The sequence below is a fragment of the Kitasatospora sp. NPDC001603 genome (genome assembly GCF_040298365.1).
In the GTDB taxonomy this organism is placed as follows: Bacteria; Actinomycetota; Actinomycetes; order Streptomycetales; family Streptomycetaceae; genus Kitasatospora.
The window spans coordinates 30,893-50,384 of the sequence record NZ_JBEPAA010000035.1; the positions used below are offsets into that span (position 1 = coordinate 30,893).

General features: G+C 73.0%; 18 protein-coding genes. 2 read left to right on the forward strand and 16 right to left on the reverse strand.

The window, feature by feature from the left end:
- Window positions 1-127: 127 nt before the first annotated feature.
- Window positions 128-913, forward strand: a complete 786-nt coding sequence (locus tag ABT263_RS22040) for a phosphatase PAP2 family protein (protein ID WP_502885843.1) — start codon at window positions 128-130, stop codon at window positions 911-913.
- Here ABT263_RS22040 and ABT263_RS22045 read toward each other — a convergent pair.
- Window positions 864-1,052 (reverse strand): I78 family peptidase inhibitor, encoded by a 189-nt coding sequence (locus ABT263_RS22045; RefSeq protein WP_352292444.1) that lies wholly within the window; start codon window positions 1,050-1,052, stop codon window positions 864-866. The genes ABT263_RS22040 and ABT263_RS22045 overlap by 50 nt on opposite strands.
- 75 nt (window positions 1,053-1,127) lie before the next feature.
- Here ABT263_RS22045 and ABT263_RS22050 point away from each other — a divergent pair, with 75 nt between their 5' ends.
- Window positions 1,128-1,400: a DUF6343 family protein gene (locus ABT263_RS22050; RefSeq protein ID WP_329490728.1), complete on the forward strand. Its 273-nt coding sequence runs from the start codon at window positions 1,128-1,130 to the stop codon at window positions 1,398-1,400.
- A gap of 67 nt (window positions 1,401-1,467) precedes the next feature.
- Here ABT263_RS22050 and ABT263_RS22055 read toward each other — a convergent pair whose 3' ends face one another.
- The 15 genes from ABT263_RS22055 to ABT263_RS22125 all read right to left on the reverse strand — a co-directional run bounded on the left by ABT263_RS22055 (window position 1,468) and on the right by ABT263_RS22125 (window position 19,147).
- Window positions 1,468-2,871 carry an aspartate aminotransferase family protein gene (locus ABT263_RS22055; RefSeq protein ID WP_352292446.1) on the reverse strand — a complete coding sequence of 468 codons (1,404 nt, stop codon included), beginning with the start codon at window positions 2,869-2,871 and terminating at the stop codon, window positions 1,468-1,470.
- Window positions 2,861-4,771, reverse strand: coding sequence for a 1-deoxy-D-xylulose-5-phosphate synthase (gene dxs, locus ABT263_RS22060; protein WP_352292448.1), 1,911 nt, complete (start codon window positions 4,769-4,771; stop codon window positions 2,861-2,863). Before dxs ends, ABT263_RS22055 begins: the two co-directional genes overlap by 11 nt.
- Window positions 4,772-4,864: 93 nt before the next feature.
- Window positions 4,865-5,890, reverse strand: coding sequence for an adenosyl-hopene transferase HpnH (hpnH, locus tag ABT263_RS22065; RefSeq protein WP_329490725.1), 1,026 nt, complete (start codon window positions 5,888-5,890; stop codon window positions 4,865-4,867).
- Window positions 5,891-5,892: 2 nt separating this feature from the next.
- Entirely contained in the window at window positions 5,893-6,585 is a 693-nt protein-coding gene (locus ABT263_RS22070; RefSeq protein WP_352292450.1) for a 5'-methylthioadenosine/S-adenosylhomocysteine nucleosidase family protein, read from the reverse strand.
- The gene (shc, locus tag ABT263_RS22075; protein ID WP_502885844.1) at window positions 6,582-8,672 is read right to left on the reverse strand and encodes a squalene--hopene cyclase; all 2,091 of its coding nucleotides are present in this window, start codon (window positions 8,670-8,672) and stop codon (window positions 6,582-6,584) included. The genes ABT263_RS22070 and shc overlap by 4 nt, the downstream gene beginning before the upstream one ends.
- Window positions 8,673-8,679: 7 nt before the next feature.
- The gene (locus ABT263_RS22080; RefSeq protein WP_502885845.1) at window positions 8,680-9,768 is read right to left on the reverse strand and encodes a polyprenyl synthetase family protein; all 1,089 of its coding nucleotides are present in this window, start codon (window positions 9,766-9,768) and stop codon (window positions 8,680-8,682) included.
- Between the two features lie 134 nt (window positions 9,769-9,902).
- Window positions 9,903-11,336 carry a hydroxysqualene dehydroxylase HpnE gene (hpnE, locus tag ABT263_RS22085; protein WP_352292452.1) on the reverse strand — a complete coding sequence of 478 codons (1,434 nt, stop codon included), beginning with the start codon at window positions 11,334-11,336 and terminating at the stop codon, window positions 9,903-9,905.
- 145 nt (window positions 11,337-11,481) lie between these two features.
- Window positions 11,482-12,339, reverse strand: a complete 858-nt coding sequence (hpnD, locus tag ABT263_RS22090; RefSeq protein ID WP_329492348.1) for a presqualene diphosphate synthase HpnD — start codon at window positions 12,337-12,339, stop codon at window positions 11,482-11,484.
- A 41-nt stretch (window positions 12,340-12,380) separates the two neighbouring features.
- Window positions 12,381-13,313: a squalene synthase HpnC gene (gene hpnC / locus ABT263_RS22095; RefSeq protein ID WP_329490722.1), complete on the reverse strand. Its 933-nt coding sequence runs from the start codon at window positions 13,311-13,313 to the stop codon at window positions 12,381-12,383.
- Between the two features lie 357 nt (window positions 13,314-13,670).
- Window positions 13,671-14,480: an ABC transporter ATP-binding protein gene (locus ABT263_RS22100; protein WP_329490721.1), complete on the reverse strand. Its 810-nt coding sequence runs from the start codon at window positions 14,478-14,480 to the stop codon at window positions 13,671-13,673.
- Window positions 14,473-15,414, reverse strand: a complete 942-nt coding sequence (locus ABT263_RS22105; RefSeq protein ID WP_352292454.1) for an ABC transporter permease — start codon at window positions 15,412-15,414, stop codon at window positions 14,473-14,475. The genes ABT263_RS22100 and ABT263_RS22105 overlap by 8 nt, the downstream gene beginning before the upstream one ends.
- A gap of 188 nt (window positions 15,415-15,602) precedes the next feature.
- Window positions 15,603-16,448, reverse strand: coding sequence for a glycosyltransferase family 2 protein (locus ABT263_RS22110; RefSeq protein WP_329492347.1), 846 nt, complete (start codon window positions 16,446-16,448; stop codon window positions 15,603-15,605).
- Window positions 16,449-16,513: 65 nt separating this feature from the next.
- A complete protein-coding gene (locus ABT263_RS22115) occupies window positions 16,514-17,251 on the reverse strand; it encodes a CDP-alcohol phosphatidyltransferase family protein (RefSeq protein WP_329492346.1) in 738 nt (245 codons plus the stop codon).
- Between the two features lie 91 nt (window positions 17,252-17,342).
- A complete protein-coding gene (locus ABT263_RS22120) occupies window positions 17,343-18,404 on the reverse strand; it encodes an iron-containing alcohol dehydrogenase family protein (RefSeq protein ID WP_352292456.1) in 1,062 nt (353 codons plus the stop codon).
- Entirely contained in the window at window positions 18,392-19,147 is a 756-nt protein-coding gene (locus tag ABT263_RS22125) for a phosphocholine cytidylyltransferase family protein (protein ID WP_329490718.1), read from the reverse strand. Before ABT263_RS22125 ends, ABT263_RS22120 begins: the two co-directional genes overlap by 13 nt.
- Between the last annotated feature and the right edge of the window lie 345 nt (window positions 19,148-19,492).

The window sequence follows — 19,492 nt, forward strand, 5'->3', positions numbered from 1 at the left end:
GCACATTCGACAGGGGAATATCGGGAAATCGGACTGGAGCGAGGGCGATCCGGTCATTCAAACGCCGCTCCGAAGAATTCCGAATTCCACCGGGAGTCACGCCGGTCCACTGGGTAGGGTCACCCGCGTGCGAGCGCCGAGTGAAGTGCAGGAGAACCCGAACGCCCGCGGCAAGCGCTCCCGCCGCACCTCCGGAGAACCCGGCTGGCCCCCGCTCGGCCGACGGCGCGCGGGGCTGCTGGCCCTCACCTCGCTCGGTTACCTGATGGTGGTGGCGGGCGTCCTCCTCGACACCCCGCTGGTCGACCTCGACTGGGCGGTGCGCCTCGCCCGCCCCTACGAACGGTGGCCCGGGCCGCAGCCGCTGCTCGACAACTGGGTGGTGGCCGGGCAGCGCGGCCCGTCCGCCGTGGCGGCCTTCGCCTGGCTCGGCTGGCGCGCCCTCCGGCTGCGGCGCCTGCGCCCGCTGCTGGTGATGGGGGCGGCCCTGCTACTGCTCAACGTCACGGTGGGCGCGGTGAAGATCGTCACCGGCCGGCTGGGCCCCCACTACGCGCACTACGTCGGCTCGCCCGAACTCTTCTCCGGCGGCACCATATTCCCCTCCGGGCACACCGCCAACGCGGTGGTCACCTGGGGCGTCCTGGCCTACCTGGCGGTCCGGTGGCGGCGCGGCGGCGCGGTGCTCGCCGGCGCCACCGCCGCTTCGGTCGGGCTCACCACGATCTACCTGGGCACCCACTGGGTCACCGACGTCCTGGCCGGCTGGGCCGCGGGCCTGCTGGTGCTGCTCTCGCTGCCTCTCCTGGAGCCCCTGGTGACCGCCCTCGAACAGCGGGCCGCCCGGCGCCGGGGGCCGGCGCTCACCCCTCCCAGCTGCGTTCCACGACCCCGTCGCGCACCGCGAGGTTGAGCCGCCCCTCGCGGTGGTCCATGGTCATCATCGCCCCCGGCCGGAGGACCCGCACCGAGGTCCAGCCGTCCCGGTGGGCCAGCTCCCGCGCCCGCTCGACCCGCAGGCCCGCGTAGCCCTCCGCGTCCGCTTCCGGCATCGCCCCTCCCCCGCTCGTACCCGGACGTACGCTGGAATCGTAGACCGGATCCCGTCCGACGGGAGGTGCGCGGGTATGCGAGCCACGACGCCGCGGCGCTGGCGCAGCGGCACCGAGCCCAGTACCGCCCGGAGCGACCTCAAGCTGCGCTATCTGCTCTCCCTGACCTTCACCCCGCTGTTCGCCGTCGCGACGGTGGCTTTCGCGATATGGGCCGCCAACGCCCCGGCGTACGGCGCGCCCGGCCGGGGCACGCTCACCGGATTCGCGGTGGCCTGCGGGCTCCTCACCCTGTTCGCCGTGGTCGATCTCGTCATCGTCATCCGGCGCCGCCGGACCGAGCTCTGACGCGGTGTCTCCCACGGAGTGGGAAGTCGGCCCGGCCGACTTCCCACTCCGCCGCGGCCCGGCCCGCTCAGCGGTTGCCGACCGCCTGCTTCACCAGCGTCCGCCCGAAGTCCCACATCAGGCCGCTCCCGCGGTGCGCGTCGTCCATCACGTCGGTGAAGGCGTCGATGAACCGGTCCACGTCCCGGTCGGTGATGATCAGCGGCGGGATCAGCTTGATCACCTCCAGGTGGTCGCCGGAGACCTGGGTGAGGATACGGTGCCGCTGCAGCAGCGGGACGACCACCATCTGGGCGAACAGGCCCTTGCGGGCCGCCTGCAGCGCCGTCCACCCGGTCCGCAGCTTCAGCGACTTCGGCCGGCCGAACTCGATGCCGATCATCAGGCCCCGGCCGCGGACCTCGGCCAGCAGCTCGTACCGGTCGACCAGCGCCGCCAGCCGCTCCCGGAACCGGTCCCCGACGGCGCGGGCGTTCTCGACCACCTTCTCGTCCCGCATCACCTCCAGGGTCGCCAGGCCCGCCGCCATCGCCTGCGCGTTGGAGCCGAAGCTGGCCGAGTGCACCAGCACCCGGTCCATCGAGGAGTAGACCTTCTCGAAGATCCAGCCCTTGCCGAGCGTCGCCCCGACCGGGACGTAGCCGCCGGAGAGCGCCTTGGCCGCGCAGACCAGGTCGGGCAGCACGCCCTCCTCGTGCTGGTAGGCGAAGAACTCCCCGGTCCGGCCGATGCCGGTCTGCACCTCGTCGCAGATCAGCAGCGCCTTGTGCTCGTGCAGGAGTTCCTGTGCCGCCCGCAGCCAGCCGGGCGGCGGGGCCAGCACGCCCTTGCCCTGGATCGGCTCCACGATCAGGGCCGCGACGTCGCCCTTCTTCAGCTCCTTGGCCAGTGCCCCGAGGTCGCCGAGCGGGATCGCGGTGTCCGGCAGCAGCGGATCGAAGCCCTTGCGGAACCCGCTCTCGCCGTTGACCGAGAGCGAACCGGTGGTCAGCCCGTGGAAGGCGTGGTCGGCGTAGAGCACGCGCCGGCGCCCGGTGGCGTAGCGGGCGAACTTCAGGGCCGTCTCGACCGCCTCGGTGCCGCTGTTGCCGAAGAAGACCCGGTCCAGCCCCGGCGCGTACGAGAGCAGCCGCTCCGCGAGCAGGCCGGGCAGCGGCGAACAGTCGAACCGGACCAGGTCCGGCAGGTCGAGGTCCATCACCTGCTGGACGGCCCCGCGCACCACCGGGTGGTGCCGGCCGAGCGCGAAGATGCCGAACCCGGCGAGCATGTCGAGGTACTCGTTGCCCTCGGCGTCGTAGAAGTACGGGCCCTCGGCGCGCTCGTAGTACTTGTCGAAGCCGATGGTGTGCAGCATCCGCGGCAGCTGCGGATTCAGGTGGCGGCTGTGCAGCTCGTACCGTTCGCCCCCGCGCTCGGCGAGCAGGGCGGCGAGGTCGAAGCGGGGTTCGTTGCCGGGGTCAGCCTGCATGGCGCTGGTTCGCTCCTCGGGTCGGTAGCAGGTTCTTGGCGAAGGCCGCGGTCTGCGCGGCGACCCCGGTGCCGGTCAGCCCGGCCTCCTCCAGGATCTCGCCCCGGGCGGCGTGGCCGAGGAACTCCTGCGGCAGGCCGAGCACCCGCACCGGGACGTCCACGTCGGCGTCCCGCAGCGCCTGGGCGACCGCCGCGCCGACGCCGCCGGTCCGGCCGTTGTCCTCGACCGTGACGACCAGCCGGTGCGCGGCGGCCAGCGCGGGCAGGGCCGGGTCGACCGGCTTGACCCAGCGCGGGTCGACGACCGTCGCGGTGAACCCCTCGGCCAGCAGCAGGCGCGCCGCGTCCAGCCCGGCGCCCGCCATGGTGCCCACCGCGACCAGCAGGATCTCCGGCAGCTCGCCGGTCCGGAGCAGCACGTCGACGCCGCCGATCCGCTCCACGGCCGGGACGGCCGGCCCGATGTTCCCCTTGGGGAACCGGACCACCGTCGGCGCGTCCGTCACCTCCACCGCCTCGCGCAGCTGGGCCCGCAGCTGGTCGGCGTCGCGCGGGGCCGCCAGCCGCAGGCCGGGGACGACCTGGAGGATCGACATGTCCCACATGCCGTTGTGCGAGGCCCCGTCCGGCCCGGTCACCCCGGAGCGGTCGAGGACGAAGGTCACGCCCAGCCGGTGCAGGGCGACGTCCATCAGGACCTGGTCGAAGGCCCGGTTGAGGAAGGTCGCGTAGACCGCGACCACCGGGTGCAGCCCGCCGGTGGCCAGCCCCGCCGCACTGGTCACGGCGTGCTGCTCGGCGATCCCCACGTCGAAGGTCCGCTCCGGGTGGGCCCTGGCGAACTTCGCCAGCCCGACCGGCTGGAGCATCGCGGCGGTGATCGCTACCACGTCCGGCCGCTCGGCGCCGAGCGCGAGCATCTCCTCGCCGAACACCGACGTCCAGGAGACCCCGGCACTGGGCGCGATGGGCAGGCAGGTGTACGGGTCGATCGGGTTGACGGCGTGGAAGCGGTCCGCCTCGTCCTGCTCGGCCGGGCCGTAGCCGCGGCCCTTGACGGTCAGGCAGTGGACGATGACCGGGCCGCCGAAGCCGCGAGCCTGGCGCAGCGCCTGCTCGACGGCGCCCAGGTCGTGGCCGTCGATCGGGCCGAGGTACTTGAGCCCGAGGTCCTCGAACATGCCCTGCGGGGCGAAGGCGTCCTTGAACCCCTTCTTGGCGCCGTGCAGCGCGTCGAAGATCGGCTGCCCGACCAGGGGGGTGCGCTGCAGCGCTTCCTTGCCGAGGGCGAGGAAGCGCTCGTACCCCTGGGTGGTGCGCAGCGTGGCGAGGTGGTGGGCGAGGCCGCCGATGGTCCTGGCGTAGGAGCGCTCGTTGTCGTTGACGACGATCACCAGCGGGCGGTCCCGCGCCTCGGCGATGTTGTTGAGCGCCTCCCAGGCGAGCCCGCCGGTGAGCGCGCCGTCACCGATCACCGCGACGGTCTGCCGGTCGTGCTGGCCGAGCAGCTGGGCGGCCTTGGCGAGGCCGTCGGCGTAGGAGAGGGCGGTGGAGGCGTGCGAGTTCTCGACCAGGTCGTGCTCGGACTCCGCACGCGAGGGATAGCCGGACAGGCCTCCCCTGGAACGCAGTTTCGAGAAGTCCTGCCGCCCGGTGAGCAGTTTGTGGACGTAGCTCTGATGGCCGGTGTCCCAGACGATCCGGTCGTAGGGCGAGTCGAACACCCGGTGCAGCGCGATGGTCAGCTCCACGACCCCGAGGTTCGGGCCGAGGTGGCCTCCGGTCCGGGTGACGGCATCGATCAGGAAGGCGCGGATCTCGTCGGCGAGGAGTGGGAGGTCGGCGGCCGGGATCTTTCTGAGGTCGGCCGGGGACGTGACGCCGGAGAGCAGTGGCATGTGTTCACCTCACGACTCGGAGCAGTGCTGTGGTGCCCCCCCTGTGGCAGGACCGCCCGGCACGGGGGCGGCCCCGTGCCGGGCGGGGCGCGGTCAGTGACCGCGGTTGGCGCCGACGGTCTCCGTGAGCGCGCGCAGCGACTCCTTGAGCGAGCCCATGGTGGCGAGGACGGCGGTCGGCTCGTAGCCGCAGTGCGCCATGCAGTTGGCGCAGCGCGCGTCCTTGCCGCGGCCGTACTTCGACCAGTCGGTCTTCTCGATCAGTTCGCGGTAGGTGGGCACGTACCCGTCGGCCATCAGGTAGCAGGGGCGTTGCCAGCCGAAGAGCGAGTAGTTGGGGATGCCCCAGGCGGTGCACTCGAAGTCGACCTTGCCCTCCAGGAAGTCCAGGAAGAGCGGGCTGTGGTTGAGCCGCCAGCGGCGCCGGTTGCCGCCGGAGAAGGTCTTGCGGAAGAGCTCCCTGGTCTGCTCCACGCCGAGGAAGTGCTCCTGGTCGGGCGCCTTCTCGTAGGCGAACGCCGGAGAGATCATCATCTCGTCGACCTTGAGGTCGTCGTTGAGGTAGTCCAGCACGTCGATGATGGTCTGCGGGGTGTCGGTGTTGAAGAAGGTGCTGTTGGTGGTGACCCGGAAGCCGCGCCGCTTGGCCTCCTTGATCGCCTCCACCGCCTCGTCGAAGGTCCCCTCCTTGGCCACCGAGGCGTCGTGCCGCTCACGCAGCCCGTCGATGTGCACGGTGAAGGTGAAGTACGGCGAGGGGGTGAACTTGTCCAGCTTCTTGCGCAGCAGCAGCGCGTTGGTGCAGAGGAAGACGTACTTGCGGCGCGCCACCAGCTGGCGGACGATCTCGTCGATCTGCGGGTGCATCAGCGGCTCGCCGCCGGCGATCGAGACCATCGGGGCGCCCGACTCCAGCACCGCGCCGACCGCCTGGGCGACCGGCATCCGCTGCTTCAGCACACCCGCCGGGTGCTGGATCTTGCCGCACCCCTCACAGGCGAGGTTGCAGGCGAAGAGCGGCTCCAGCTCGACGATCAGTGGGAACTTGTCCCGCCGCTTGAGCTTCTGCTGCATGAGGTAGGTGCCGACCCGCACGGTTTGGCGCAACGGCATGGCCATGGCTAGCTCGCCTCCTGAGGGAGCGTCGAGGGTGTGGGGTGGTTGAGGCTTGCGGACCGCGGGCCTGCCTGCCGCGGCCGGTTCTGCTCGTGCCAGTCGACCAGCGCGGGCACGGTGGCCCGCAGCGTCCGCCAGGCGCGGACGCCGGCCGGCAGGGTGACCGGGCGCAGCAGCTCGCGCTCGGGGGTGTCGACCACCACCCGCAGGACGGCGGCGGGCAGGGCCGGGCGGATCTCCTGGAGGGCGGCGAGGACCGCCGCGGCCTCCATGTCGACGGCGAGTGCGCCCTGCAGGTGCAGGGCGCGCCGCTCCAGACCGCGCACCACGTGGTCGGCGGTGTGGTGCACGCCGGTGTGGGCCGTCAGCCCGCGCGTCTTCAGCGCCCGGCTGAGCTCGGGCCCGGAGTCGACCGCGAAGAGGTTCCCCTCGGCATCGCGCACGCCGTCCGCGACGATCACGTCACCGGGTGTTATTCCCGGCGCGACGGCCGCGCCGAATCCGGCCACCACGACGGCGCCGTAGCCGCCGGGGGCCGAGGTGAGCAGCCGTCTGACCGTGTGGGCGGCCCGGCGGCGACCGACACCGGTGCGGACCAGTACCGGCGGCCCGCCGGCGGCGCCGCGCCAGTCCCCTCCGCGCAGGGCCCAGACCTCGGGGCCGAGTGCGCAGAGCACCAGCAGCGGAGCGGGCTTCACCGGACCGCCCCGATCACCGGGCTGCCGCCGGCCGGGGCGCCCTTGGCGCCGGGGACGCTGTCCCGGCCGGTGGCGGGAGTGCCGTGCAGGTACCGGCCGAGCGCGGTGACCGGGAAGACCAGCCGGTAGAGGTGGTAGTTGATGGAGAAGTCCCACGGGAAGCCCGTCCCGGTGAACTGCGGCTCGTCCCAGGTGCCCTCGGGCAGCTGGGTGCGGGCCAGCCAGTCGACCCCGCGCACGACCGCCGGGTTGGCCCGGCCGTCCGGGCCCTCGCCGGCCGCGAGCAGCGCCATCAGCGCCCACGCGGTCTGCGAGGCGGTGGAGTCGCCGCGCCCGGCCCAGCGGGCCGGGTCCTCGTAGGAGCGCATGTCCTCGCCCCAGCCGCCGTCGGTGTTCTGCCGGTCCTCCAGCCAGCGGACGGCGCGGCGGATCGCCGGGTGCTCGTCCGGGACGCCGGCCGCGACCAGGGCGGGCAGCACCGAGCCGGTGCCGTAGATGTAGTTGGTGCCCCAGCGGCCGAACCAGGAGCCGTCGGCCTCCTGGTTGCGCAGCAGCCACTCCACGCCCCGGCGGGTGCGGGGGTCCTTGCCCTTGCCGACCTCGGCGAGCATCTCCACCACGTGGGCGGTGACGTCGGCGGACGGCGGGTCGACCACCTCGCCGAAGTCGCAGAACGGCAGCTTGTTGGGCAGGGTGCTGGTGTTGTCGACGTCGAAGGCGCCCCAGGCGCCGTTCTTGGACTGCATGCCGAGGTTCCAGCCGACCCCGCGGTCGACCGCGCCGGTCACCTTGGCGGGATCGGGGTGGGCCACCCGGCGCAGGGCGAGCACCACCTCGGCGGTGTCGTCGATGTCGGGGTAGGTGTCGTTCTCGAATTCGAACGCCCAGCCGCCGGGGGCGAGCGAGGGCCGCTGGACGGACCAGTCGCCGCGCCGGGTGATCTCCTCGGCGAGCATCCAGTCGACGGCCGAGACCAGCGCGGGGTGATCGGCCGGCAGCCCGGCGTCGGCCAGCGCGATGGTGGCCAGGCAGGTGTCCCAGACCGGGGACTGGCAGGCCTCCAGCCAGCGCCGGCCGTCCTCGGTGTGCACGGTGAAGCGGTCGAAGGAGGAGAGCCCGGCCCGCATCACCGGATGGTCGAGTTCGTAGCCCTCCAGGTGCAGGGCGATCAGCGAGTAGACGGCGGGCGGCTGGATGCCGCCCCAGCAGCCGTCCGCCTCCTGCCGCTCGACGATCCAGCGGCAGGCCTGCGAGAGGGCGAGCCGGCGCAGTGGGCGCAGCGCCCGGCGGTGGTAGGCGTGCAGCACCTTGTCCAGGCGTTCGAAGACGCCGTCCCAGGTGGTGGCGGGGGCGAGCGGGCGCTCGGGGAAGGGGTTCTCCGGGTCGGTGTGCAACTCGGTCAGCGGGAACGGCGCGGGGCGCACCGGGCGGTGCGCCGAGACGATGGTGAGCGGCACGATGGTCTGCCGGGCCCAGCATCCGAAGGCGTAGATGTTCAGCGGGAGCCACTTGGGCAGGAAGATGATCTCCGGTGGCATCTCGGGCAGCCGCGCCCAGGGCCACCAGCCGAAGAGGGCCAGCCAGATCCGGGTGAAGACCCGGGCGGCCGCGATGCCGCCGGCGGACCGGACGTAGCGGGCGGCGGCGAGCATGTGCGGGGCGTCGGGATCGTCACCGGCGAGCTTGAGGGCGACGTAGGCCTCGACCGTGGTGGAGAGCTCCGCCGGTCCGCCGTGGAAGGTGGACCAGGTGCCGTCCTCCCGTTGCTGGGAGCGGATCCACTCGGCGGTGGCCTTGGTCTGCTCCTCCGTCCGGATCCCGAGGAACTGCCGGAGCAGTAAGTCCTCGGCGTCCATGGTGACGTTGGTCTCCAGGTCGCCCTTCCACCAGCCCTCGGAGCTCTGCAGCGAGAGCAGGTGGGTGGTGGCGCGCGCCAGTGCCTCCTCGGCCGAGAGCGGACCGTCCTGCTCCTGGTCGGGCCGGTCGGCCGACCGACCGGCGCTCAGCAGCGCCGGGGGGCGGTCGCCCACCGCGACCGGCTCGGAATCGTACTCAGGGTCGAGCCGGCCGTCCGCGGTTGCTGTCAACGTAACGTCACCTCTCTCGTACCACCACGAATTCGGCGAGTGCGACGAAGTGCTCGCGCACCACATCGGGCATGGGCACCTCGTCCAGAGCGGCGAGGGCAGTCGTGTGCTGGCGGCGGGCCTCCTCCTGGGTCCAGGCACGGCCGCCGGCCTGCTCGATCAGCGCGGCGCGGGCGGCGAGCTCGGGCTCGCTCTCCTCGCCGCGCCCCGAGGGGTCGGCCAGCTGTTCGGCGAGCCGGCGCGAGGCCGGGCCGCCCTCGGCGAGGGCCGCGGCCACCGGCAGGGACTTCTTGCGCTGGCGGAGGTCCCCCCAGTGCGGCTTGCCGGTGACCTCGGTGGCGCCCCAGATGCCGAGCAGGTCGTCCACCGCCTGGAAGGCCAGTCCGAGGTGGTGGCCGTAGCGCTGGAGGGCGTCCGAGACCCGGTCGTCGGCGCCGGCCAGGACGGCGCCGATCGCGGAGGCGGCGGCGAGCAGGGCGGCGGTCTTGCCGCCCTCCATCTCCAGGCACTCGGCGACGGTGACGCTGTCCCGCTGTTCGAAGGCGACGTCCATGGCCTGGCCGTCGATGAGCCGACGGGTGGCGGTGGTGAGGAGCCGGACGGCGCGCGCGGCGTCGGCGGGGCTCGTGCCACCGGCGGTGGCCGCGTCGAGCAGCACCTCGGTACCGAGCGTCGCCAGGGCGTCGCCCACCAGGATCGCCTGGGCCGGTCCGAAGACCGTCCAGGCGGTGGCCCGGTGCCGTCTGGTCTCGTCACCGTCCATCAGATCATCATGGAGCAGGGAGAAGTTGTGCACCAGTTCAACGGCCACCCCACCGGGCACACCGGCCTCCGCCGGGGCGCCGACGGCCTGGGCCGAGAGCAGGGCCAGGGCGGGGCGCACGGCCTTGCCGCCGTCCCCCGCGGCCGGCGTGCCGTCCCGGTCGATCCAGCCGAAGTGGTAGGCCCCGACGGTGTCCATCGGTGCGGCCAAACGGGCGACGGCGGCCCGCAACGGCGGGGTGCAGAGCGTGCGGCTGCGGGCGAGCAGCTCCGGCACCGAGACCGGTTCGGCGTGCGCCGTGCCTCCGACGGCAGTGCCGGTGCGTGACTCCACGTGCGTTCCCTCTCCCTGGTGGTGCCGGGCCGCGCGGGACGGCCGGGCGCTTGCGATGTCGATGAGACCGGTGCGGCCGGCGGTGGGGCGGCCGGATCTCGCGGGGTCGCCGGGACCGGCGGCGGGGCCCTGGGTCACCGGGGCCACCTCCCGTCGCCGCGGTCCACCGGGAGCCGGGTGCCGGCGCCGGCGAGCGCCGCGTCGGCCGCGGCGTGGCCGCTGCGGACGGCGCCCTCCATGGTCGCGGGCCACCCGGTGGCCGTCCACGCGCCGGCCAGCAGCAGGCCGGGGACGTGCGTCCGGGCCGTCGGGCGGACGGCGGCCGTGCCCGGGGCCGGGTCGAAGGTGGCGGTGCGCTCGCGGGTGACGAAGAAGTCCAGCACCTCGGCCCCGCCGGCGGCGGGGAGCAGCCGGGCCAGCTCGGGCAGGTAGCGGCGGCGCAGCTCGGCCACCGGCAGGTCGATCTCGTCCTGGACGGCGGACTGGGAGAGCGCCAGGTACTGGGCCCCGGGGTGGGCGCGGCCCAGCTCGGTGGCGGCCAGCCCGGAGTGCGCGGTGCGGTCGAAGACCCACTGCACCGGCGAGCCGAGCGCGGCGAAGAACGGGCGCCGCAGCACCTTGCGGTCGTAGACCACGTGCACGTTGAGGATCGGCGCGGTGCCGAAGCCGGCCAGCCGCTGCTGGGCGTCGACGGCGTCGGGCGGCAGCAGGGCGGCGGCGGTGTCCTGGGCGCCGGCCAGCACCACCGTGTCGGCGGTGAGCAGCTCGCCGCTCTCCAGCCGGACGGCGTGCTGCGGGGCGGACGGCTTGAGCTCGGTCGCCCGGGCTCGCAGCAGTACCTGCACGCCGGCGCGCTCCAGCTCGGCGAGCGCCCGGTCGTGGTGGATCACGCCGAGCGGGACGGCTGCCATGCCGATGTCGGAGGCGCCCGGATCGGAGAGCAGGCCGGTCTTGAAGACCATCGCGGCCAGCGCCAGCGACACCTGGTCGGCCCGGGCGTTCAGGGTGGCCACGCCGACCAGGTCCCAGAGCGCGGCGATGGTGCGCTCGTTCTGCCCGTGGCGGCGCAGCCAGTCACCGAACGAGACCGCGTCCAGCGCCGGATCGGCGAGGTCGAGGCCCTGGAGCGCGATCGCGCCGCGGACCACCCGGGCCCGGTCGGCGGGCGCCAGGTGCGGGTAGGTGGCCAGGCTGGCGGCCAGGTGCAGCGGGACGGGCAGGCCCGCCCGGCGGAGCCGGCCGAGCGTGCGCACCGGCGCGGCCGCGGGCCCGGACACGCCGAGCACCGGAACGTCCAGCCGATCCTGGAGGTGGACCAGCCGGCTCGCGCCGAGCCGGTCCAGCAGGCCCCGGTAGGCGGTGCAGCAGCGCAGGTAGACGTGCTGGCCGTTGTCGACGGTCAGCTCGCCGCGCTGGAACGAGAAGGCCAGGCCGCCCAGCCGGGGACGGCCCTCGACGAGGGTGACCCGGTGGTCGGCCTCGGCCAGCCGGAGCGCGGTGGTGATGCCCGCCAGGCCGCCGCCGACCACGACGGCGGCCGGGCGCGCGGCATCGGCTCGCCCGGTCATCGGCCCTCCCCCTCACGTCCGGCGCCCGACCCGGTCCGGTCCGGGGCGCTCGTGGTCAACACGGTCGTGCCCAACACGGTGGTCAACACGGCTCTACCCATAAGTGATTCCCCGCTGACACAGCGTGACAGAAGTGCGGCGAGAATCAAGAACGCCCCCCGGCGAGCCCGGAAAGCGCCACGTACGCCTTTTCCCAGCCCGGCAGCGAGACCCGGCCGCGCAGCACCGACTCCGGGTCGGCCGCGATCCGGCCGAGCAGCCGGTGGTAGATCCCGGCCATCGCCGCGGTGCAGGCGCGGCTGCGGCGGTCGAGCATCGGCAGCAGTCGCAGGCCCTCCTCGAAGGCGGCCTGGGCCCGGGCCGCCTCGAAGGCGACCAGACCGGTGAAGTCGGCGCCGGCCGGCGGCCTGGGCAGCGCGAAGCCCCGCTCGCAGCCGAACCGGACGAGGTCCTCCGCGGGCAGGTAGGTGCGGCCGTTGAGGGCGTCCTCGCGCAGGTCGCGCAGGATGTTGGTGAGCTGGAGCGCCAGGCCCAGCGTGTCGGCGTACCGGGCCCCGCGCTCGGGGTCGTCGCAGCCGTACACGCCGAGCGAGATCCGGCCGATCGCGCCGGCGACGCAGCGGCAGTAGACCTTGAGCTCCTCGTACGTCTGGTACTCGGCGCCCTTCAGGTCCATCTCGACGCCGTCGATCAGCTCGTCGAAGCCGCCGAGCGGGATCGGGAAGCGCCGGGCGGTGTCCGCCAGGGCGACCTTGATCGGGTCGGTGTCGTCCTCCGACACCGACCCCGCGCGGATCTCGTCCAGCAGCTCGCGCGTGCGCAGCAGTGCCTCGGCCTTGCGGTCCGCGGGGAGCTCGCCGTCGCCGATGTCGTCGACCCGCCGCGCCAGGGCGTACAGGGCCGACATGGCCAGCCGCTTCGGCTCCGGCAGCAGGCGGATGCCGTAGCTGAAGTTGCGGGCCTGCAGTCCGGTGACTGCCTCGCAGTACCGGTACGCCGCCATGACCTGCGCCGACGCCAGTGGTGATGCCGCCACTCGGGCGTTCACCTTCCCTTCGCGAAGATGGCCGCCGCCTTCGCTGCGAGGCGGCGCTTGTCGGGCTTCGTCTGCTGGGCGAGCACGTCATACCCGGCGCCCTCGATGGCGGCCAGGGCCGCGTACCCGCCGGCGGTGAATCCCGCCAGGAGCAGTCGAAGCCTCCCCCGAACCGTACCTACCAACGGCGCGCCGCGGTCCAGCAGGGTGCGGGCCCGTCCGACCTCGAAGGCGACCAGCTCACGCACCGCGCCGCCGGCGGACGGGGCGGCGAGGTCGGCCTCGGTGACGCCGAAGCGGGCCAGGTCCTCGGCCGGGAGGTAGATCCGGCCGCGGGCGAGGTCCTCGGCGACGTCCTGGAGGTGCTCGACCACCTGGAGGCCGCTGCAGACGGCGTCGGAGAGCTCGATCCGCTCGGGCGTGGAGACGCCCGCGATGGCCAGCACCAGCCGGCCCACCGGGTCGGCGGAGAGCGTGCAGTAGCCGACCAGGTCCCGGTAGGTGGCGTAGCGGGCGGTGGTCTGGTCCACCCGGTTGGCCTCGATCAGACGGCGGAACGGCTCCGGGGTCAGCGCGTGCCGGTCCACCAGCGGGACGAGCGCGCGCATCAGCGGGTGGCGGGGCGCCTCGGCGGCCGCGGGGCGCAGGGCGGTCTCGAAGACCCGGTCGAGGTCCCGCTCCAGCCCGTCGAGCAGTGCGAGCCGGAAGGCGACCTCGTCCGGACCCGGCGGGGCGGGCTGGGCCGAAGGGGTGGTGGCGGGGGGCCGCCCGGCCACCCCGAGCAGCCGGGCGGCGCCGGCCGGGTCGGCGAGGTCGCCGTCGCCGGCGTCGTCCACCAGCCGGGCGAAGCCGTAGACGGCCATCAGGTCGTCGCGCCAGGCGGCGGGCAGGAAGAACGGGGCGACCGGGAAGTTCTCCGCGCTCGCCTTGTCCAGGGTCACTCCCGCTGGACCGTCCGCCGTCCCGTCGCCGGGCCGGGACTCACTACTGGGCTGGGCCGAAGCCGACACTGCTGTCACTCCCCCGTTCTACACCGCTCGGTACGACCGGCCCGAGTCGGACACGCGTCCGATATCGGGGGTCACCTGCGACACACCACCCCCGCGCCTTACAGCCTGACACCACCGCCCGCGCCGGAAAAGGGCGCCCCACCCGGCGCGCGGGGCGCTCACCCGGGCAGCGGCGGGCCACCCGGGGGACGGCGGGGTCCCACCCGGGGTCGGGCGGGCCGGGGAACGACGGAGGGCCGGCGGCCGGGCTGCCCCGGTCACCGGCCCTCCGTGCGGGGCCCTGCGGTCCTACGGCCGGTCGCCGCGCTCGTAGCGGCTCACGACCTCCTCGGTCGGGCCGTCCATCACCAGCTCGCCGGCCTCGATCCAGATGGTCCGCTCGCAGACCTCGCGGATCGAGCTGTTGTCGTGGCTGACCAGGAAGACCGTACCGGCCGAGCCGCGCAGCTCGTCGATCCGCTTCTTGCTGCGCTGCTGGAACGCCTGGTCGCCGGTGGCCAGCGCCTCGTCGATCAGCAGCACGTCGTGGGTCTTCGCCGCGGCGATGGAGAACCGCAGGCGGGCGCCCATGCCGGAGGAGTAGGTGCGCATCGGCAGGGAGATGAAGTCGCCCTTGTCGTTGATGCCCGAGAACTCGACGATGTCCTGGTAGCGCTCCCGCACCTGGGCCGGGGTCATCCCCATCGCCAGGCAGCCGAGGACGACGTTGCGCTCGCCGGTGAGCTCGTTCATCAGCGCCGCGTTGACGCCCAGCAGCGAGGGCTGGCCGTTGGTGTAGATGCCGCCCTTCTCGGTCGGCAGCAGGCCCGCGATGGCGGCCAGCATGGTCGACTTGCCGGAGCCGTTGGAGCCGATCAGGCCGATCGCCTCGCCCTTGTACGCGGTGAAGCTGATCCCGCGCACCGCGTGCACCTCGCGCACGCCCGCGGAGCGCTTGCGGCTGATGATCCGGCTGATCGCGGAGGTGGCGCTGCCCTTGCCGGAGCCGGCGCCGTGCACCCGGTAGACGATGTGCACGTCGTCGACGACGACGGTGGGCTCGCGGGCGACGTCGCTGTCCTGCACGGTCAGGCCCTTTCGCAGGTCGGTGTCAGCCACGGCCGTACTCCTCCTCGGCCTTCCAGAAGAAGACGTATCCGATCACGAACATCCCGACCGCCCAGGCGATGCCGTACGCCCACTGGTGCGGCGGGAGCACCTGGTGCTGGGGGACGTGCTTGTTGTAGATGACCGGCGCGAAGGCGTGCCGGATCAGGTCCATGTAGACCGAGGCCGGGTTGAGCTGCATCACCTTCTGCCAGAACTCCGGCCAGCCGTTGATCTTGTCCTGGATGCTGAACATCACGCCGGAGAGGAACATCCAGGCGCGCATCGCGAACGGGATCAGCTGGGAGATGTCACTGGTCTTGGAACCGATCCGCGCCATCACCAGGGCCACCCCGGTGTTGAACATCGACTGCAGGACGAGCGCCGGGGCCACCGCGAGCCAGGTCCGGCCGGGCTCGATGCCGCTGGCCAGCACCACGCCGACCAGCACCACCATCGAGATCATCAGCTGCTGGAGCTGGATCACCGTGAAGGCGATCGGCAGCGAGGCACGCGGGAAGTGCAGGGCCCGGATCAGGCCGAGGTTGTCGGAGATCGCCCGGGTGCCGGACTGCACCGCGTTCTGGGTGAACTGGAAGACGAAGACACCGATGCAGAGCCACGCGGTGTACGTGCCGTCCGGGAACCCGTCCTTGCTGCGCAGGATCACACCGAAGACCAGGTAGAACACCGCGCAGTTCAGCAGCGGGGTCACGACCTGCCAGAGCTGGCCGAGCTTGGCGTCGGTGTACTGGGCCACCAGGCGGGCGGTGGCGAAGGCCCAGATGAAGTGCCGGCGGGCCCACAGCTGCTTGGTGTAGGCGACGAGGCCGGGTCGTCTGCCGCTGACCGCGAGACCGTACTTGTCCGCAAGCTGCTTGGGGGTCAGGCCCGCGTCCGCCCCCCTCGGGGCTGAGAGGCTGACGGGTTCACTCACTGTCGACACATTCGTCCTTCGCGCGGGATCGTCGGGGAGGCCGGTCGACGGGGGTCCGCCGGCCTTCCGCCGAGGGGGATCCACTCGGATCACGGGGGAGTCCGGCCGGTGCGTGGTCACCGGCCGCTGCGATCGGACGACCGTACGACGACTGAACCGTACGGTTCAAATCATCGCGGGGCCGCCCGACCGTACGATCAGATGACCGGCGGTCGGCCCAGCCTGGTCAGTCGCCAAACGGTACGCCATCGCATGGGCCGCCGCGTACCGCAGGGTTCGCGCCAGCCCGCCCGGAACCCGCCCCACCAGGCCTTCAGCGCCTCCGGGGAGGGGCGGCGGGCCAGGGTCAGCAGGAACCAGGTTCCCAGATAGAGAGGCACGAACAGGGCCGGAAGGTTCCGTCTGGCGAGCCACACCCTGTTGCGGGCCACGTTGTGGAAGTACGTGGCGTGCCGGGCGGGCGAGGTGGTCGGGTGGTGGAGCACCACGTCCGCCCGGTAGTCGATGGCCCAGCCGGCGTCCAGCGCGCGCCAGGCGAGGTCGGTCTCCTCGTGCGCGTAGAAGAACTCGGCGGGCAGCTGGCCTGCCTGTTCGAACACCGTGCAGCGCACGGCGCTCGCGCCGCCCAGGAAGGTGGTCACCCGGGAGGAGCGCAGCGGGTCGCTGGCGCGCAGCCGGGGGACGTGCCGGCGCTGGGTGACGCCGGTGTCGGGGTCGGCGATCCGGAAGCTGACGATCCCCAGCTCCGGGTCGGCGCTGAAGGCCTCGCGCAGCAGCCGGGCCGAGTCGGTGCCCGGGAGCCGGCCGTCGTCGTCCAGGAAGAGGACGGCGTCGACCTCCCGGCCGTCCTTGCCGAACAGCTCGATGCCGACGTTGCGGCCGCCCGGGATGCCGAGGTTCTCCGGCAGCTCGACGCTGCGCACGCCCGGCGGCAGCGGCGGCAGCGGGGCGCCGTTGGCGACCACGGCCAGTTCGACGGTCGGGCCCTCCTGGGCGCGGACCGACTCGATCAGGGCGTTCAGCTCGGCCGGGCGGTTGCCCATGGTGATGATGACCGCGCCGAGCCGGAAGGTGTCGGCGGCGGCCGGGAGGTGCTCCGTCACGGCGCTCACCGGAGCCTGCTGGAGAGGACGATGCTCAGCAGGTGCAGCACGGTCTGCAGCATCGCGATCGCGGCCAGCACGACCACCGCGAGCCGGGTGAAGAGCAGTCCGCCGTGCACGGCGTCCGCGACGCCCGCGGCGAGGATGAGCAGCGAGGCCTCGACCGCGCCCACCAGCCGGTGGAACTTGAGGAAGGAGGCCGCCCGGCGGGCCCTGGCCACGCCGGAGGAACGCGGCACCGAGGCGCTGTCCTCGACCGCCGTGAGACCGCTGCGGGCCCGGGCCACGTCCACCAGGTCCGTCTCGGACTTGATCAGGATGGCGCCGAGCGCGGCGAGCGTGCCGAGGAAGGCCCACTCCCAGTGCGAGGCGGTGCCGCTCCGGTGGAAGAGGTCGCAGCCGCGCAGGCCGAGACCGGTCAGGAGGGCCGCCTCGGACATGTAGTGGCCGACCCGGTCCAGGTAGACGCCGGTGAGCGAGGTCTGCCGGCGCCAGCGGGCGACCTCGCCGTCCACGCAGTCCAGCAGCAGGTAGACCTGGATGAGCAGGGCGCCGAGGACCGCGCCGGTGAGGCCCGGGACGATCAGCGCGGCACCGGCCAGGATGCCGGTCAGCATCATCAGGTAGGTCAGACCGTTGGGCGTGATCGCCGTCACGGTGGAGAGCACGCGGGTGATCCGCAGCGAGATCCGCCGCATGTAGAGGCGGCCCGCCCAGTGCTCCGCGCTGCGGCGCTGGAGCATGCCCTCCGGGTGGATCACCGCGCGCAGCTCCTCGACGGAGGGGCGGCGGGTCAGATCCACCGGGGCCGGGGGCGAGCCCTTCGTGGCGGGGTCAGCTGTTGACGGCTTGGACATAGTCGGCGTACGCGTCCCTGATCGCTGAGGGGGAGAGGTCGAGGTGCTCAAGAATGGTGAAGCGGCCCGGGCGGGTGTTCGGAGCGTAGTGCACCGCCTCGGTGAACTCCGCCTCGGTGAAGCCGATCTGAGCTGCGGTCACCGGCAGGCCGTGGCGCGACAGGCGCTCCACGATCAGACCGGTCAGCTCGCGCTCGCCCCGCAGGAAGCTGGCGAAGGCGGCCCCGAGGCCGACCTGTTCGCCGTGCTGGGCGGATCGCTTGGGATACAGCACGTCCAGGGCATGCGAGATCTCGTGGCAGGCCCCCGACGAGGGCCGGGTGCTGCCGGCGATGTTCATCGCGATGCCGGACAGTACCAGGGCTTCCGCGAGCGCTGTCAGGAGGTCCTGATCCTGAAGGTTTCCTGGGTGCCGCAGCAGGTTCTCGCCCGCCGAACGGGCCATCGCCACGGCCAGTCCGTCCACCGGCTCGCCGGTCTCGGCCTGGGACAGCTCCCAGTCCGCGCAGGCGGAGATGTTGGAGATGACGTCGCCGATGCCGGCCGCCACGAAGCGCGGCGGAGCCTGCCGGATCACGTCGAGGTCGACCACGATGCCGATCGGGCCGGGCACGCCGTAGGACCCCCGGCCGGCGTCGTTGTCGAGGGTGGAGACGGGAGAGCAGATGCCGTCGTGCGCGAGGTTGGTGGCCACCGCGACCACCGGCAGGCCGACCCGCGCGGCAGCGTACTTGGCGGCATCGATGATCTTGCCACCGCCGAGGCCGACGATCGCGTCGTAGTGGCCGCCGCGCATCGCGTCCGCCAGGCGCACCGCGCTGTCGAGGCTGCCGTCGTCGACGTTGTACCAGTCGGCGCCCGGCAGGGCCGGCTCCAGCCGCTCGCGCAGCACCGCCCCGGAGCCGTTGCTGATCGCCACCGCGATCCGGCCCGAGGTGGAGAGCCGCTGGTCGGCGAGGATCCCCCCGAGGGCGTCGAGCGCCCCCGAGCGGATCTCCACGAAGACCGGCGACGGCACCAGCCGCGTCAGTACTGGCACGCGATCTCCCGCGCCTTGGCCAGGTCGTCGTGGTTGTCGACCTCGACCCAGGAGACCTCGCCGATCGGCTGCACGTCGATCCGCAGACCGCGGTCGACCATCTCCTGGTAGCCGTCCTCGTAGTACAGCTGCGGGTCGCGCTCGTAGGTGGCGCGCAGCGCGTCGGTGAGGTCGGCGGCGGCCGACGGGTTGATCACGGTGAGGCCGATGTACTCGCCGGTCGCCTCGGCCGGCTCCATCAGCTTGGTGATGCGCCGCATGCCGGTGGCCGGGTCGACGACGACCTTCATCTCCTCGTCGGCGAGCTTCTTCACCGTGTCGAGGGCGAGCAGGATGCCGGGGGCGCGGCCCTCCTCGGTGAGGCGCCGGTTGCCCTCCAGCATGGTCCGCTGGACGGAGGCCGGGTGCACGGTGTCCCCGTTGGCCAGCAGCAGGCCCTCGCCGAAGAGCTCGCGCGCGCACCAGAGGGAGTAGGCGTTGTTCCACTCCTCGGCCTTGTCGTTCTCGACCAGGGTGAGCTTCACGCCGTACTTCTGCTCCAGGGCCGCCTTGCGGTCCTGGACCGCCTCCTTGCGGTAGCCGACGACGATCGCCGCCTCGCGCAGGCCGACCTCGGCGAAGTTGCCGAGGGTGAGGTCCAGGACGGTCCGCTCCCCGTCGACCGGCACCAGCGCCTTCGGCAGGGTGTCGGTGTACGGGCGCAGCCGGCGGCCGGCGCCGGCTGCCAGAACGAGGCCGATCATGCGGGGTCTCCTGATCCGTCGTGCTGTGCTGATCCGTCGGGCCGAACGCCGCAGCCGCCCGGCGGGCTGTGCGCTGCCGCAAGCCGCCGGACCGTGCGCCGCCGCAGGCCGTCGGGGTGGCGCGCCGATGCCGGCGAGGATGCGGGCACCGTGTCATCAGTGATGGTAGGCGACCGTGGCGACCAGCCCGAACGCGGCCGGTGGCCCGGGCGGACACCGGGTCCGGCGGCGGTGAAGGAGGGGTGCCGTCGAGGTGTCCGTTCACCGTCCGCACGCCGTCGGAATCGAACGGGCGCCGAACGCGTTCCGAACGCCTCTGCTAATCCGTCGCCCATTCCGATACCG